This is a genomic window from Aquamicrobium sp. NLF2-7, assembly GCF_022359935.1.
GTDB lineage: Bacteria > Pseudomonadota > Alphaproteobacteria > Rhizobiales > Rhizobiaceae > Mesorhizobium > Mesorhizobium lusatiense.
Genome location: NZ_JAKSED010000001.1, coordinates 658,757 through 674,333 on the forward strand (window position 1 = coordinate 658,757; position 15,577 = coordinate 674,333).

Consider the following 15,577-nt stretch of genomic DNA (forward strand, 5'->3'; position numbering starts at 1 on the left):
CTCAGATGACCAGTCTCTCCTGGCTGACGGCGCGCCCGATCGCACATCGGGGCCTGCACGATCTCAACAACAAATGTTGGGAAAACACCCTGTCGGCGTTCTCCGCCGCCGTGAAGCGTGGCTACGCCATCGAATGCGACGTGCAACTGACCAGCGACGGGGTTCCGATAGTCTTTCACGACGGGGACCTGAAGCGGCTGACGGGAGAGGATGGCTTCGTATGGCAGAGAACCGCGGCTGAAATGGCCGCGCTCAGGATCGGCGGCACCACAGACCATCCGCCGACCCTCGATGAAATGCTGGAACTGGTCGGCGGCCGCGTGCCGCTGGTGATCGAGCTGAAGGGAACGCCGGGCCATGACGACGGCCTCGTCGAGGCAGTCGGCCAGCGCCTCAAATCCTATCAGGGCGAAGCGGCGATCATGTCCTTCGATCACTGGCTCATCCGCGATTTCGGCCGCCACGCCCCCGGCATTCCGGCCGGGCTGACCGCCTGCGGGCGTCGCCAGCACGAGATAGAAGCCCATTTCACCATGCTGGCGCACGGCATTTCGTTCGTGTCCTATGCGGCGGGCGACCTGCCAAACAGCTTCGTGTCGTTCGTTCGCGAGAAGCTTGGCATGCCGGTCATCACATGGACCATCCGCGACCAGCCCGCCGTGGACCTCACCTTCAGATATGCCGACCAGATGACTTTTGAGGGATTCGAGCCACCAGTGGCCAGCGCCTGAGCTGGCGCGGGCTTGCACCTCCCTGCCGGCAGCTTAAGTAAACCGGATGGATCAGGGCAACGATCAGGCAAACAGCAAAACCACCGGGCATGTCGTTCGCGTTGCCGGCGGCATGGATGGCTTCACGCGTGGTGAATGGAACAGCCTCTCAGACTCACATAAAACATCAGGAAACAACTATAACCCATTTATTTCATATGATTTCTTAACCACATTGGAAGAATCCGGATGCGTTGGCGGGCGCAGCGGCTGGCAACCTCACCACCTGAAGCTCGAAAGCGCGGAAGGTGTCCTTGTCGGCGCGATACCTTGCTATGCCAAGTCGCACAGCCAGGGCGAATATGTTTTCGACCAGGGCTGGGCGGATGCATTCGAGCGCGCCGGCGGCCGCTATTATCCCAAGCTGCAAAGTGCTGTTCCCTTCACGCCGGCCACGGGCCCGCGTCTGCTCGTGGCCGGTGGATGCGATCCGCTCACCGTCAAAGCCGGGCTGGCTGAAGCGCTCCGCATGGTTACCGACAGGCTTGGCGTCTCCTCCGCGCATGTCTCGTTCCTGCCGCAGGACGATGTGGCCCTGATGGAGGCAGCCGGTTTCCTGCACCGCACCGACCAGCAATTCCATTTTTTCAACGACGGCTTTTCCGGCTACGATGATTTTCTGGCCACGCTGGCGTCGCGCAAGCGCAAGGCGCTGAAAAAAGAACGGCGCGAAGCGCTGGCTGACGGCATCAGCATAGACTGGCTGACGGGCCGCGATCTTACCGAACGCGTCTGGGACGACTTCTTCACCTTCTACATCGACACCGGCTCGCGCAAATGGGGCCGTCCTTACCTCAACCGGCAGTTTTTCTCCCTTATCGGCGAGAGGATGGCGGACGACATTCTGCTGGTGATGGCGAAACGCAACGACCGCTATGTTGCCGGCGCCATCAATTTCATCGGCTCCGACACGCTCTTCGGCCGCAACTGGGGATGTGTCGAGGACCACCCTTTCCTGCATTTCGAGGTCTGCTACCATCAGGCGATCGACTTCGCCATTGCCAACAAAATCAGGGTCGTAGAGGCAGGTGCTCAGGGTGAACACAAGCTGGCGCGCGGCTACCAGCCTGTCACTACGCATTCGATGCACTACATCGCCAATCCATCATTCCGCCGGGCGGTGGCAGACTACCTCCGGCGCGAAAGGCAGGAGGTCAAACTGATGGGTGATTATCTGGCGGAGCACACCCCGTTCCGCAAAGACGATCAGTGAACCACCGACTTCGAGAACAGGTTGATCACCAGCACGCCCGTCATGATCAGCCCCATGCCGACCAGCGCCGGCAGATCCAGTGATTGCCGGAACAGCAGCCATCCGATGGCTGTGATGAGGATGATGCCCGCCCCGCTCCAGATGGCATAGACGATGCCCACCGGCATGGTGCGCAGGGTCAGGGCGAGGAAATAAAAGGCAAGCGCATATCCCAAGATCGTCATCAGCGAAGGCAGAAGCCGGGTAAAACCATCGGTCTGCTTCAGCGCGGTTGTGGCGATCACCTCGAATATGATTGCCACAAACAGGTAAAGATAAGTCAGGAGCATCGTGCTCACCCTTGATTCGCATATCGATCCGATATGATCATGCCCCAGAGCGGCAGGCACCCGGATAAATCCAGGCTGCCGCTCCATATATGTGCTTGCCGCATTTACGCGACGTCAGGTGAGCCCACTTGGCTGCAAAAATGCTCCAGAAGAGAACGAGAGACCAGCATGGCCTACGACACAACCAACATCTTCGCCAGACTCCTGCGCGGCGAAATCCCGTCACATCGCGTCTACGAGGACGAGCATACGATTGCGATCATGGATGTGATGCCGCAGGGCGTCGGCCATACGCTGGTTTTGCCCAAGACCCCGTCGCGCAATCTGCTGGACGCCGATCCCGAAACACTGGGCGCGCTTTTCAGGACGGTCCAGAAGGTGGCAAATGCGGTGAAAAAAGCCTTCGATGCCGATGGCGTCGTCGTTTCCCAGTTCAACGAGACGGCAGCCGGCCAGACGGTATTTCATCTGCATGTCCACATTCTGCCGCGTTTCGAGGGCGTTGAGCTAGGCAAGCACGCCATGGAAATGGAAAAGCCTGAAATTCTGGCTGCGAACGCGGAGAAAATCCGGGCCGCGCTGGCGCAGTAACCAACTTCAGCCAATTGCAGGGATCAGGAAAAAAGGCCCCGTTTCCGGGGCCTTTTTGTTGTTTACTTTCGCGGAAGTTGCGGCACCAGACTGCGCTTGCCGGCGTCCTTTGGCTTAGGCGTAGCCTTGGCCGACGCAGCCTTCTTCACGGGAGCCTTCTTAGCCGCCGGCTTGCGGGCCTTCGGTTGCTCCTCCGGCTCCTTCTTCGGCTGGACTTTCGCCTCCTCGGGCAAAGTCTCCAGCTTCAGGCCGGTTTCGCCCGTGTCCTTCGTCTCGACGGTGACGCGGACCGTGCCGCCCTTGCGCAGCTTGCCGAACAGCACTTCCTCGGCCAGCGGCTTCTTGATGTGCTCCTGGATCACGCGACCGAGCGGACGTGCACCCATGCGCTCGTCATAGCCCTTGTCGGCCAGCCATGCGACGGCCTCGTCGGATAGGTCGAAGGTCACGCCGCGCTCTGAAAGCTGGGCTTCAAGCTGCATGACGAACTTCTGCACCACCTGATGGATCACCGGCACCGGCAGCGAACCGAACGGGATGATCGCATCGAGACGGTTGCGGAACTCCGGCGTGAACAGCCGGTTGATCGCCTCCGTGTCGTCGCCTTCGCGCTTCGAGGACCCGAATCCGATGGCAGCTTTGGCCATGTCGGCAGCACCCGCATTGGTGGTCATGATCAGGATCACGTTGCGGAAGTCGATCTGCTTGCCGTTGTGGTCGGTCAGCTTGCCGTGGTCCATCACCTGCAACAGGATGTTGAACAGGTCCGGATGGGCCTTCTCGATCTCGTCCAGCAGCAGCACCGAGTGCGGATGCTGGTCGATGCCGTCGGTAAGCAGGCCGCCCTGATCGAAGCCGACATAGCCGGGAGGCGCGCCGATCAGCCGCGAGACGGTATGGCGCTCCATATATTCCGACATGTCGAAGCGCAGCAGCTCGACCCCGAGCGATGCGGCAAGCTGCTTGGCAACCTCGGTCTTGCCGACGCCGGTCGGGCCGGAGAACAGATAGGAACCGATCGGCTTGTCGGGCTCGCGCAAGCCGGCACGCGCCAGCTTGATCGCGGAGCTCAGCGCCGTGATCGCGGTATCCTGACCATAGACGACGCGCTTCAGTTCGTTCTCCAGACCGGCCAGCACCTTCTCGTCATCGGCCGAAACCGTCTTGGGCGGAATGCGGGCCATGGTGGCGATGGTGGCCTCGATCTCCTTGATGCCGATCGTCTTCTTGCGCTTGTTTTCCGGCACCAGCATCTGTGAAGCGCCGGTCTCGTCGATCACGTCGATGGCCTTGTCCGGCAGCTTGCGATCGCTGATGTAGCGGGCCGAAAGCTCAACCGCGCCCTTGATGGCGTCGTTGGTGTATTTGACCTTGTGGAACTCCTCGAAATAGGGCTTCAGCCCCTTCATGATCTCGATGGCGTCCTCGACGGTCGGCTCGTTGACATCGATCTTCTGGAAACGGCGAACAAGCGCCCTGTCCTTCTCGAAGAACTGACGGAACTCCTTGTAAGTCGTTGATCCGATGCAACGAATTGCACCGGAAGACAAGGCGGGCTTGAGCAGGTTGGACGCATCCATCGCGCCGCCCGAGGTCGCACCCGCACCGATGACGGTGTGGATTTCATCGATGAACAGGACGGCGCCCGGATAGTCTTCCAGTTCCTTCACGACCTGCTTCAGGCGCTCCTCGAAGTCACCGCGATAGCGCGTTCCGGCGAGCAGCGTGCCCATGTCGAGGGCAAAGATGGTCGCGTCCGCCAGCACTTCCGGCACATCGCCCTCGACGATGCGCTTGGCCAGACCTTCGGCGATGGCGGTCTTGCCGACGCCGGGATCGCCCACATAGAGCGGGTTGTTCTTCGAGCGGCGGCACAACACCTGGATCGTGCGGCTGATCTCCGGTCCACGACCGATCAGCGGATCGATCTTGCCGGCGCGCGCCCTCTCATTGAGATTGACGCAATAAGCGGTCAGCGCATCCTGCGCCTTCTTCTTTCCGTCCTCATGCTGTTCGCCGGCGGCTCCGCCGGGCTGATCGTCCTCTGCACCGCGCGGAATGCGCGTCTCGGAGGCGCCGGGCCGCTTGGCGATGCCGTGGGAAATGTAGTTGACCGCGTCGTAGCGGGTCATCTGCTGTTCCTGCAGGAAGTAGGCTGCGTGGCTCTCGCGCTCGGCGAAGATCGCAACCAGCACGTTGGCACCGGAGACTTCCTCGCGGCCTGAGGACTGCACGTGGATGACGGCGCGCTGAATCACGCGCTGGAAACCGGCGGTCGGCTTCGAGTCCTCATCATAGCCCGTGATGAGGTTGTCGAGTTCGGTATCGATGTAGTTCAGGACCGTCTGCCGCAATTCGTCGAGATCGACGTTGCAGGCGCGCATCACGGCGGCCGCTTCGGTATCGTCGATCAGCGCCAGGAGCAGATGTTCCAGCGTCGCATATTCATGGTGGCGCTCATTGGCGATTGTCAGCGCCTGATGAAGTGCCTTTTCCAAGCCTTGGGAGAAAGCCGGCATGTTACCTCACTTCTTCTCCATCACGCATTGCAGCGGATGCTGATTTTGTCGGGCGAAATCCATGACCTGAGACACTTTCGTCTCGGCCACCTCGAATGTGTAAACGCCACATTCTCCCACACCGTGGTTGTGCACATGAAGCATGATACGCGTGGCGGCCTCCCTGTCCTTCTGGAAAAAACGCTCCAGAACGTGCACGACGAATTCCATTGGCGTGTAGTCGTCGTTCAGGATCAGCACACGATAGAGGCTTGGCCGCTTGGTCTTGGTCTGCGTGCGCGTGATGACCGCCGTTCCACGACCGCCACCGTTGCCACGTTGGTCTTTCTGCATTCGCACTGTATTTTGCGTGGCCACCAGACTGCCAGTCACTTTTATCCCTGCCTCTCGATCCAGCCCCAAGGGCAAACCGACATGTAGGTCGTTATTGTGGAATTTTAAGCCCTTCTTCGCCACTGACAATACGCAGACAACACCAATAATGCGTCAACGATGAAATCCGGGCTTTGCACACAGGCTGGAAACGCAAAAACCCGGCTGCGCGATGCGCAACCGGGTTCTTACCGGCGCGTGCCGGCAAATGAGTCTGTCGAAACTTAGCTAGCCTTGGCCACGATGCCTTCGAACGGCTTGTAGGCTTCCTTGGCGAGATCCGAATAGAGATCGCCGAATTTGGTCGCTTCGGCGACGAAGGACTCATAAGCCTGCTTGGCATAGTCGGTCTGGATCGCCAGCGCGTCCTCGAAGGACTTGGCCGACAGAAGCTTCTCGAAAGCGGCGCTGCCGGTCTCCAGGCTCTTCTTGGTGTATTCGCTGGCCTCTACGGCAATCGCCTGAGCGCCCTTGGACAGAGAAGCAAGGCTCTTGAGGCCCGAGTCGGCGAATTCCTTGCCGTATTTGCTGAAGTCTTCGTAAGCGGTCTGGGACATCGGATGCCCTCCTTCGTGGGATCGGATTGGCCGGACGCAAAATGAATGACCGGCATTTGTGCGATGCCGATAAAATATTGTGCATTGCACAAAATGTCAACTGCGCGGTTGTCGGCCGGCAATTGCTAAAATTCCCATAAAATTAACCTCGACTGCGCCGAAAATGGTGAACGCGCCGGTTACCATAAACGGATTGGTAACGGTGGGTGGATAGGGTCTGTCAAAATCAGGCTGGGATAGGACCTTTGCCATCCCCTCCGCAATGAAACCCAAAGGAAGTAACAGTGCGTAAGGCGTTCTCGGGTATCGTTTCCCTTTCCGTGCGTTCTTTCCGGGTCGTGGCGACGGCCACGGCAGCCGCAGTTTTTCTGGCTGGCGCCACCGTGACATCACAGGCGGCGGCCAATGACGCTGCCATCGTGATCGATGCCAACACCGGCAAGACGCTTTATTCATCCAATGCCAATGCGCGGCGCTATCCGGCCTCGCTGACCAAGATGATGACGCTGTATCTGACCTTCGAGGCGCTCTCGAAGGGCAAGATCAGCAAAACCACGCAGGTTCCCTTCTCTGCCAATGCAGCAGGAGAGCCGCCGACCAAGCTGGGCGTTCGTTCGGGTGGTTCAATCACCGTGGAAACGGCGATCCTGTCCATGGTCACGAAGTCCGCCAATGACTCCTCGACCGCCCTTGCGGAACTGCTCGGCGGCAGCGAGGCTAATTTCGCCAAGATGATGACGGCCAAGGCCCGCTCGCTCGGCATGACCAACACTGTGTTCCGCAACGCGCACGGACTGCCCAATCCGGGCCAGTTCACCACAGCGCGGGACATGGCGACGCTCGGCATGGCGCTGCGCGAACATCACCCCCAATATTATGGCTATTTCGCTGAACGCTCCTTCATGTATGGACGCCAGCGCATCAATGGCCACAACCGCCTCCTTGGCCGGATCAAGGGCGTGGACGGCATCAAGACCGGCTACACCCGCGCCTCGGGTTTCAATCTCGTTTCCTCCGTCTCGATCGACGGCCGCAAGCTGGTTGCCGTGGTCATGGGCGGCAAGTCCGGCGCCAGCCGCGACAATGAAATGGCGCGCCTGATCAATGCCTATCTGCCCAAGGCGTCGCAGCGGGGCGGCGGGGCGCTGATCGCCCGCACGGACAACGACACCGCTTCCAAGGCAATCGCCAGGGTCTCGCTGCCCAAGCACGACGCTCCCACCCCGGACTTCAAACCCGGAACGGACGTCGAAGCTGTCATTGCAAGTGCGGCTCCGGTTCCCGCCCGCGCGCCGAAGCCTAAGCTTCCGGTGGCGATGGCTGCGCCTGAACCCGCAGACATCCCGTTTGCACAGGCTTATTCCGGCCCTGAGCCGCAGCAGATCGATCCGGTCAACACCGCTTCCCTGCCGTCAGGCTGGGTCGTGCAGGTGGCTTCCTCGCCCAGCAAGTCCGAGGCGGAAGCCGCGCTCGACAAGACAGCCGCGCAGGCCCGCGCCGTTCTTGCCAGCGCCTCCGGCTACACCGTTCCCTTCAGGAAGGGCGGCGTGACTTATTTCCGCGCCCGTTTCGGCGGCTTCGAGACGCAAACCGCGGCGCTGCGGGCCTGCACCGCCCTGAAGAAGCAGCGCATCGAATGCTTTGCCGTGCAGCAATAAGCTGCCCGGCAACAAACTCCCGGAAATGTTCGGTATCGAAGGAGTGTCAGTGGTGATCGGAGAAAAGCAGGTAACCGGTTCAGCCAACCCTGTTCTCCAGGACAGGGAACCGGTCAGCGACATCGGAACGCAGGCCCTTTATCAGGCCGCCACGCGGCTGAAGAATATCCGGCCGGGCAATTCGCGGTTCAAGACGCGGGATCTCGTCGGCCTTCTTCTGAGCCATGGCGCCCGCACATGGCGCAATACGCAGCCTGTGGTTCGCATCCGCCTGAAGGTATGCGCACCCGGCGGAATGCCGGGCCTGAAACTCAGGTTCAGGGCTTAGTTTTCGCAGTCCAGCGCTGGCAGGCGGATTACAGCAGCCCCAGTTCCGCCAGTTCCTGACGAAGCTTGGGCGGCAGTTCGACCAGACCCGCCCCTCCCTTTCCGAGATCGGCCGGCGCATCTTCGGCCTTCAGATAGCGCCATCCCTGAAACGGTCGTCTCGGCTGCCATTCGGTCCGGATAATCTCCGGCGCCAGAACGATCTTGCAGCGGCCGATGCCCTCATTATCGGTAAATGGCCTTATCTCGGTGATCAGCTGGCGGCACTGGACGCTGCCCTTGATCACCCAGTACATCGACCCGCCATCGGTAATCTCGGCACCGCGCGTCGGCACCATGCGCGTGACATGCCAGTGCTCGGCCGGCTCACCATTGCGCCGACGCTCTTCGAGCCGGTGAGCGACCCACGCTTCGAGATCCTCGACGCTTTCACAGCCGACGCACAGTTTGAGAATGTTCAGAGCCATGAGGGGAAACTAACGTCTGGCGACGCGTCATTCAACGCGGCGCGAGGTTTTGCACAATTGCGTTACCTGACAGCGAAATGAGCGCTCAGCACTCCACCACATTGACGGCAAGACCGCCAAGGCTGGTTTCCTTGTAGCGCTCATTCATGTCGGCGCCGGTCTGCCGCATCGTCTCGATGGCGGCATCCAGCGGCACGAAATGCTGGCCGTCGCCCTTGATGGCAAGCGATGCGGCCGTCACGGCCTTCACCGCGCCCAGCGCGTTGCGCTCGATGCAGGGCACCTGCACCAGTCCGCCAACGGGATCGCAGGTCATGCCCAGATGATGTTCCAGCGCGATTTCCGCAGCGTTTTCCACCTGCTCGGGCGTGCCGCCCATCACGGCGCACAGACCCGCGGCAGCCATGGCGGACGCGGAGCCCACCTCCCCCTGACAGCCGACCTCAGCGCCCGAAATCGACGCATTGGTCTTGATGATGCCGCCGATGGCAGCAGCAGTGAGCAGAAAATCGCGGATGGAATCCTGATCGGCCTCGGGATGAAAATGCAGCCAGTAGCGCAGCACGGCCGGCAAGGTGCCGGCGGCACCATTGGTCGGCGCGGTGACGACACGCCCGCCGGCGGCGTTCTCCTCGTTCACCGCCATGGCATAGATCGACAGCCAGTCGTTGGCGAGAAGCGGGTTCGGCCGATTGCGGCTCCATTCCTCCTGCAGCTTGTCGTGGAGCTGGCGCGCGCGCCGCCGCACCTTGAGGCCGCCCGGCATGATGCCTTCCTGTGACAGGCCCCGGTCGATGCAGCCCTTCATGGCAGCCCAGATGTCATCGAGCCCGCCGTCGAGCTTCTCGCGCTCCATATAGGTTTCTTCGTTGATGCGCTTCATCTCGGCGATGGAAAGCCCGCTCCGTTTCGCCATCGCCAGCATTTCCACCGCGTTCTTGAAGGGATACGGCACCTTCTTGCCTTCGGTGGTGACAGAGCCGCGCTGCTTTATGCGCTGCAGCTCCTCTTCGGAAACAACGAAACCGCCACCGATGGAATAGTAGATGCGCCTGAGAAGCACCCTGTTGCCCGCATCGTAGGCATAGAAGCTCATGCCGTTGGCGTGGCCCTTGAGCGGCGTCTTCTTGTCGAGAACCAGATCGGTTGCCGGATCGAAATGGTAGGTGGGATGGCCGGGCGGCGTCACGCGCTTTTCAGCGGTCACCTTCGCGACAATGGAATCAGCTTCATCGGGATCGACGTTCACCGGCACAAGGCCGGTAAAGCCCAGCACGATAGCCCGGTCGCTGCCATGGCCGACACCGGTGTAGGCCAGCGAGCCATGCAGGCTTGCGCCGACACGGCTCACTTTTGCCCCGGCAGGGCGCGGCCAGTCGTCGGACAGGATTTCCGCAAGGAAACGTGCAGCCGCCGTCATCGGCCCCATGGTGTGGGAACTGGAAGGGCCGATACCGATCTTGAAAAGGTCGAAAACCGAAAGAAACAAGAACCGTCACCTCACAGAAACAGCCAATGCAGATTGGCATATCATGCTTATATAATGTTTCCTGTCATCATTTGCTGCACTTTTCGATGAGCCAGTGACAAGCACGGCCTGCTGCGGCTGCAGGCTCTCCTGTGGTAAAGGATGACCATGCTCGATTCCTACCATCTGTCGGCGGCCGATTTCGGCGCGCTGGCTTTCTTCCTTCTGGCCTGGGGGCTGCACACGCTGGCCTCTGACGGCTGGCTATTCCATCGTCCGTCTCTCACCATGGCGATGAACCGGCAGCGCGAAATATGGATGCAGCGCATGGCCGAGCGGGAGATCCGCATCGTCGACACCGCCATCATGAGCGGATTGCAGCAGGGAACCGCTTTCTTCGCCTCAAGCTCCCTGATTGCAATCGGCGGGTGTTTTGCGCTCATTGGCGCATCCGATCAGGTGATCGGCGTGCTTTCCGATCTCCACCTTCAGGGTGCGGCCACGCGCACGGCTTTCCAGCTCAAGGTTGTCGGGCTGGTGATTATCCTGGCCTTCGCCTTCTTCAAGTTCGGCTGGTCATACCGGCTGTTCAACTACTGCTCGATCCTGATCGGCGCCGTGCCTGTCGTCCATGGGGAGATGGCGCGCAATCCGCAAACCCGCAACGCCGTGATGCGCGCGGCGAAGATGAACCAGCTTGCCGGCAAACATTTCAATTCGGGCCTGCGCGCGATTTTCTTCTCGATCGGCTATCTTGGCTGGTTCGTCGGACCGGTCGCCTTCATCATGTCGAGCGCATTGCTGGCGGTCGTTCTGATGCGCCGCCAGTTCTTTTCCAATGCGCGCGAAGCCGTTCTGGCGGAAATGAACGATCAGTCTGCGGGACCGGGAAGCGGCGAATCGATACGGCCCGACAGCCAGTAGGCGAGCAAGCCGATCCATTCGCGCAGGCCGACCGTCAGATTCTGGAGGGAGTCGGACACATTGTCCTGCGCCGGGCCGAAATACTCGTTTCCGGCGGTGCGGTAATCGGCCGGCCACGGCACCACGTCGAATCCAGCCTTGCGAAATAAGCCGACCGATCGGGGCATGTGGAAGGCGGACGTGACCAGAAGCCATGTCTCGCCCGCCTGCGGCTTGACGATTTCGCGTGTGAAAACGGCGTTTTCGTATGTATTGCGGGACTTGTTTTCGAGAACCAGCCGCCCGGGCTCCACGCCCAGCGCAGTCAGCAGCCGGGGGGCGGTGTCGCCATCGCCCTCACCTTCCAGCATCATGCTGCCGGTACCGCCGGTCACCACCACCCGGGCCTCGGGATAGCGTCTGGCGAGAACTGCCGCCTCGACAAAGCGATCGCCGCTTGCGTTCAACTCGTAGCCGCCGCGCACAAGGTTCACGCCGCCCTCGAAGCCACCACCCAGCACGATGATGCCGGCGATTCCGGCTGGGGCAGGATCAGGGCGGGAAAACCGATCCTCCAGCGGGTGCAGCATCATCGCACCGGTCGAAGTCCATGCACCGATGGCCAGCACAAGAAACGCGATGGACGAGAAGAAGATGGACAGACGGCGCCACCCGACGATGGCGAGCATGATCCCCGCCAGCGCCGTCAGGCCGATCAGGTTGATCGGCTGCATCACGAACCAGAACAGCTTGGAGAGATAAAAGAACATGCCTTATCCCTCCCGCGGGGCAGGTGTTACCACCACTTCTGCGGCTGGAAGGTTCCGGCTGCCTGCTCCACGACGTGCGCCGTGCGGAACAGGGTCTCTTCGTCGAAAGGCCGGCCGATAAGCTGCAGTCCCAGCGGCAGCCCCTGATCATTGAGGCCGGCCGGCACGGAAATGCCGGGAAGACCTGCCATGTTCACCGTCACAGTGAAGATGTCGTTGAGATACATCTTCACCGGATCGCTCGACATTTCCTTGTCGGCGATGCCGAAGGCGGCCGATGGCGTGGCTGGCGTCAGGATCACGTCCACGCCTGCCGCGAAGGCATCGTCAAAGTCCTTCTTGATCAGCGTGCGGACCTTCTGGGCCTGCAGATAATAGGCATCGTAATAGCCGGCGGACAGGACATAGGTGCCGACCATGACGCGGCGCTTCACCTCGTCGCCAAAGCCGGCGGCGCGGGTGTTCTCATACATCTCCACGATGTCCTTGCCGGGAACCCGCAAACCATAACGCACGCCATCATAACGGGCGAGGTTCGAGGAAGCCTCGGCCGGCGAGATGATGTAGTAGGTCGGCAGCGCATATTTCGTATGCGGAAGAGAAATATCGACGATTTCGGCGCCGGCCTCCTTCAGCCAGGCGATACCCTGCTGCCAGAGCGCTTCCACTTCCTGCGGCATGCCCTCGACACGGTATTCCCTCGGAATGCCGACCTTCATGCCTTTCACCGACTGACCGAGCGCCGCCTCATAATCCGGCACCGGCAGATCGACGGAGGTGGTGTCCTTCACATCGACGGAGGCCATCGACTTCAGGAGGATGGCCGCATCGCGCACGTCGCGGGCAATGGGTCCAGCCTGATCCAGCGACGAGGCATAGGCAACGATCCCCCAGCGCGAGCAGCGGCCATAGGTCGGCTTGATGCCAACGGTGCCGGTAAAGGCGGCCGGCTGGCGGATGGAACCACCCGTATCGGTTGCGGTCGCACCGGCGCACAAAAATGCCGAAACCGCGGCGGCCGAACCGCCAGACGAGCCGCCGGGAACCAGATCGGCGTCCGAGCCTTTCGCCCGCCACGGGTTTTTCACCGGGCCGTAATAAGAGGTTTCGTTGGAAGAGCCCATAGCGAACTCATCCATGTTGAGCTTGCCCAGCATCACCGCGCCATCGGCCCACAGATTGGCCGTGACGGTCGATTCATAGCGCGGCCTGAAACCGTCGAGCACATGGCTGCACGCCTGTGTGTGGACGCCTTCCGTCGCGAACAGGTCCTTCACGCCAAGCGGAATGCCTTCGAGCGCGCCACCCTGCCCCGCAGCCAGCCGCGCATCAGAGGCCTTCGCCATGTCACGGGCCTTGTCATGCGTGACCGCAACGTAGGCGTTGAGCTCGTCATTGGCTGCGTCGATGGCGCCCAGATAGGCATCCGTCAGCTCGACGGCGGAAATCTCCCGAGCGCGCAGCTTCTCGCGCGCCTGTGAAATCGTGAGTCTGGTCAGGTCGGTCATCAGGCAAACTTCTTTTCGTAAAATCGCGAATAGCCGGAATCGGGATAGTCAAGGACAGCGCCGCATACCTGGAAACCGCCACGCTCATAAACACGCCAGGCGGGCTCGAAGCCCGCGCCCTCGCCGGTTTCGAGTACGAGACGCCTGATCCCCTTCTTGCGCGCCAGTTCCTCTATGCGCTCAAGAATGCGGGCGCCGACACGCTGGCCTCGCACCTGCGGCAAGGTGTACATCCGCTTGATCTCGCCAAGCCCGTCGCCATGCTCCTTGAGCGCGCCCATGCCGACGGCCCGGCCGGTGCCGTCGCGCGCGATGAACAGGGTGAGAGCAGCCTCGGACATTTCCTCGACCGTCATCTGGAACTGGAATTCGCGCGGCGAAAGCGGCATCAGATAGGCGTTGAGCTCGGCCACGAGCGTGCGCACATCGTCTTGCAACGGCAGTTCCGTGGTAATGGAGATCGACATGGCTTCTATTCGACCACCTTCGGAACGAGGAAGAAATTCTCTTCCGTAGCCGGCGCATTGGCGACCACATCGTCAGCCTTGTTGCCGTCGCTCACCTCATCCGCGCGCTTGCGCATCTCCATCGGAAGCACCGACGTCATCGGCTCGACGCCGGTTACATCCACTTCGTTCAGTTGCTCGACGAAACCAAGGATGGAATTGATCTTGTCCGCCATGACGGCCGCCTCCTGCTCGCTGACCGCGATGCGTGAAAGACGTGCGACGCGTTTGACCGTATCCAGATCGACCGACATGTAGAAAGTCCGCTTCAAAACTGTTTTGGAACCAGCCTGCGCTATAGCGGTGCAGGCTGGCGGGTGCAACATCCAGAGCCGGTCAGATCGTGATCTGCTTGCCGATGCCGGGCAGCGCAACCTTCACGCCGGACCCTTCCAGCCCCTCGACGAATTTGTCGGCGGTCTGGTCGAGCAGGGGGAAAGTGCCGAAATGGCAGGGCACGACCGTATCGAAACGGAAGAAGCGCCGGCAGGCCAATGCGGCCACAGCTCCACCCATGGTAAAGCGATCCCCGACCGGCACGATGCCGATCTTCGGTTCATGCAGCTCGTTGATCAGCGCCATGTCGGAAAAGATGTCGGTATCGCCCATGTGGTAAAGGGTCGGCGCGTCGGGGAAATGCAGCACCAGACCGCCCGGATTGCCGAGATAGACATTGCCGTTTTCCGCCGAAGCCGAAGACGAATGCAGCGCCTGCACGAAAGTCGTGGTGAAACCGCCGCAATCGACCGTTCCGCCGATATTGCCGGGATTGATTTTCTGATCGCTGACGCCCTTGCCGACCAAATGCATGCAGATCTCGAAATTCGCGACCAGCATGGCGCCGGACTGCTTGAGGATTTCCGCCGCCCCACTGATGTGATCGTCATGGCCGTGGGTCAGAAGCACATGGGTGACGCCCTGCGCGGGCTCTTCCCAGCCCCCCTGCCAGACGGGATTGCCAACCAGATAGGGGTCGATCAGGATCGTGGCATCGCCGGTTTCGATACGGAAAGCGGAATGGCCATACCAGGTCAGTTTCATGGTGAGCGTCCTCGATTATATTTATTTCGGGATTTTAATTCGGTGCGAGGATAGAAGCCTGACCAGCCATGTCAAAGGAAAGCCGGGGCCACCTTGAATATCATTGAAGCGGAACAACTGATCCAGCGTCTTCAACCGGGCCAGACCGTGGCCGGCCTTGATCTGGGGGACAAGACGATCGGCGTTGCCGTCTCGGATGCCGGCCTTTCCTTCGCGCATCCACGTCCCGTGATCATGCGAAAGAAGTTCACGCAGGATGCCACAGCACTCCTCGATCTTCTGAAAAGGGACAATGTGGGGGCCATCGCCATCGGCCTGCCGGTCAACATGGACGGCAGCCATGGACCGCGCGCGCAGAAATCCCGCGCCTTCGTGCGCAATATGGCGCAGCTGACAGACCTGCCCTTCCTGTTCTGGGACGAGCGCCTGTCAACCGTGGCTGCCGAGCGCACCCTGATCGAAATGGACTTTTCGCGGACCAAGCGCAGCGGGAAGATCGATTCGGCCGCCGCGTCCTTCATCCTGCAGGGCGTTCTCGACAGGTTGCGCCGGCTGCGCAGCGACGGCTGACTCCGTTT

At 60.9% G+C, this 15,577-nt stretch carries 18 protein-coding genes; 7 read left to right on the forward strand and 11 right to left on the reverse strand.

The window, feature by feature from the left end:
• Nucleotides 1-5: 5 nt before the first annotated feature.
• Together MIC97_RS03280 and MIC97_RS03285 are read left to right on the forward strand one after the other, a co-directional pair.
• On the forward strand, nt 6-731 hold the full coding sequence (locus MIC97_RS03280; protein ID WP_239798832.1) for a glycerophosphodiester phosphodiesterase: 726 nt from the start codon (nt 6-8) through the stop codon (nt 729-731).
• Between the two features lie 46 nt (nt 732-777).
• Entirely contained in the window at nt 778-1,983 is a 1,206-nt protein-coding gene (locus tag MIC97_RS03285) for a GNAT family N-acetyltransferase (RefSeq protein ID WP_239798833.1), read from the forward strand.
• Here the strand turns inward: MIC97_RS03285 and MIC97_RS03290 are convergent.
• The gene (locus MIC97_RS03290) at nt 1,977-2,306 is read right to left on the reverse strand and encodes an SMR family transporter (RefSeq protein ID WP_275592385.1); all 330 of its coding nucleotides are present in this window, start codon (nt 2,304-2,306) and stop codon (nt 1,977-1,979) included. The two genes, MIC97_RS03285 and MIC97_RS03290, sit on opposite strands and share 7 nt — an antisense overlap.
• Before the next feature lie 174 nt (nt 2,307-2,480).
• Here MIC97_RS03290 and MIC97_RS03295 point away from each other — a divergent pair, with 174 nt between their 5' ends.
• Nucleotides 2,481-2,903 (forward strand): HIT family protein, encoded by a 423-nt coding sequence (locus MIC97_RS03295; RefSeq protein ID WP_239798835.1) that lies wholly within the window; start codon nt 2,481-2,483, stop codon nt 2,901-2,903.
• Between the two features lie 62 nt (nt 2,904-2,965).
• Here the strand turns inward: MIC97_RS03295 and clpA are convergent, their stop codons facing one another.
• The 3 genes from clpA to MIC97_RS03310 all read right to left on the reverse strand — a co-directional run bounded on the left by clpA (nt 2,966) and on the right by MIC97_RS03310 (nt 6,351).
• Complete coding sequence (gene clpA, locus MIC97_RS03300) at nt 2,966-5,422, reverse strand: ATP-dependent Clp protease ATP-binding subunit ClpA (protein ID WP_239798836.1); 2,457 nt, start codon at nt 5,420-5,422, stop codon at nt 2,966-2,968.
• A 6-nt stretch (nt 5,423-5,428) separates the two neighbouring features.
• A complete protein-coding gene (clpS, locus tag MIC97_RS03305; RefSeq protein ID WP_210307345.1) occupies nt 5,429-5,755 on the reverse strand; it encodes an ATP-dependent Clp protease adapter ClpS in 327 nt (108 codons plus the stop codon).
• A gap of 263 nt (nt 5,756-6,018) precedes the next feature.
• Nucleotides 6,019-6,351 carry a phasin family protein gene (locus MIC97_RS03310; RefSeq protein ID WP_183830316.1) on the reverse strand — a complete coding sequence of 111 codons (333 nt, stop codon included), beginning with the start codon at nt 6,349-6,351 and terminating at the stop codon, nt 6,019-6,021.
• A 368-nt stretch (nt 6,352-6,719) separates the two neighbouring features.
• Here MIC97_RS03310 and MIC97_RS03315 point away from each other — a divergent pair, with 368 nt between their 5' ends.
• Entirely contained in the window at nt 6,720-8,009 is a 1,290-nt protein-coding gene (locus MIC97_RS03315; RefSeq protein WP_239801015.1) for a D-alanyl-D-alanine carboxypeptidase, read from the forward strand.
• 49 nt (nt 8,010-8,058) lie between these two features.
• Nucleotides 8,059-8,337, forward strand: coding sequence for a hypothetical protein (locus tag MIC97_RS03320; protein ID WP_239798837.1), 279 nt, complete (start codon nt 8,059-8,061; stop codon nt 8,335-8,337).
• Between the two features lie 28 nt (nt 8,338-8,365).
• On the opposite strand, the gene MIC97_RS03325 is transcribed toward MIC97_RS03320, so the two are convergent.
• Both MIC97_RS03325 and MIC97_RS03330 read right to left on the reverse strand, forming a co-directional pair.
• Nucleotides 8,366-8,803, reverse strand: coding sequence for a DUF1489 family protein (locus tag MIC97_RS03325; protein ID WP_183830325.1), 438 nt, complete (start codon nt 8,801-8,803; stop codon nt 8,366-8,368).
• Nucleotides 8,804-8,888: 85 nt separating this feature from the next.
• Nucleotides 8,889-10,292 carry an L-serine ammonia-lyase gene (locus MIC97_RS03330; protein ID WP_239798838.1) on the reverse strand — a complete coding sequence of 468 codons (1,404 nt, stop codon included), beginning with the start codon at nt 10,290-10,292 and terminating at the stop codon, nt 8,889-8,891.
• Between the two features lie 147 nt (nt 10,293-10,439).
• Here MIC97_RS03330 and MIC97_RS03335 point away from each other — a divergent pair, with 147 nt between their 5' ends.
• Nucleotides 10,440-11,195, forward strand: a complete 756-nt coding sequence (locus tag MIC97_RS03335; protein ID WP_239798839.1) for a DUF599 family protein — start codon at nt 10,440-10,442, stop codon at nt 11,193-11,195.
• Here MIC97_RS03335 and MIC97_RS03340 read toward each other — a convergent pair.
• From MIC97_RS03340 to MIC97_RS03360, 5 genes are all read right to left on the reverse strand, one after another.
• A complete protein-coding gene (locus MIC97_RS03340) occupies nt 11,144-11,944 on the reverse strand; it encodes a YdcF family protein (RefSeq protein ID WP_239798840.1) in 801 nt (266 codons plus the stop codon). The two genes, MIC97_RS03335 and MIC97_RS03340, sit on opposite strands and share 52 nt — an antisense overlap.
• Nucleotides 11,945-11,970: 26 nt before the next feature.
• Nucleotides 11,971-13,452 carry an Asp-tRNA(Asn)/Glu-tRNA(Gln) amidotransferase subunit GatA gene (gatA, locus tag MIC97_RS03345; protein WP_239798841.1) on the reverse strand — a complete coding sequence of 494 codons (1,482 nt, stop codon included), beginning with the start codon at nt 13,450-13,452 and terminating at the stop codon, nt 11,971-11,973.
• On the reverse strand, nt 13,452-13,919 hold the full coding sequence (locus tag MIC97_RS03350; RefSeq protein WP_239798842.1) for a GNAT family N-acetyltransferase: 468 nt from the start codon (nt 13,917-13,919) through the stop codon (nt 13,452-13,454). Before MIC97_RS03350 ends, gatA begins: the two co-directional genes overlap by 1 nt.
• Nucleotides 13,920-13,924: 5 nt before the next feature.
• Complete coding sequence (gene gatC / locus MIC97_RS03355; RefSeq protein WP_239798843.1) at nt 13,925-14,212, reverse strand: Asp-tRNA(Asn)/Glu-tRNA(Gln) amidotransferase subunit GatC; 288 nt, start codon at nt 14,210-14,212, stop codon at nt 13,925-13,927.
• A gap of 82 nt (nt 14,213-14,294) precedes the next feature.
• Entirely contained in the window at nt 14,295-14,999 is a 705-nt protein-coding gene (locus MIC97_RS03360; RefSeq protein ID WP_183830347.1) for a metal-dependent hydrolase, read from the reverse strand.
• A 93-nt stretch (nt 15,000-15,092) separates the two neighbouring features.
• Between MIC97_RS03360 and ruvX the strand changes: the two genes are divergently transcribed.
• Nucleotides 15,093-15,569, forward strand: coding sequence for a Holliday junction resolvase RuvX (gene ruvX, locus MIC97_RS03365; RefSeq protein WP_239798844.1), 477 nt, complete (start codon nt 15,093-15,095; stop codon nt 15,567-15,569).
• Nucleotides 15,570-15,577 lie beyond the last annotated feature (8 nt).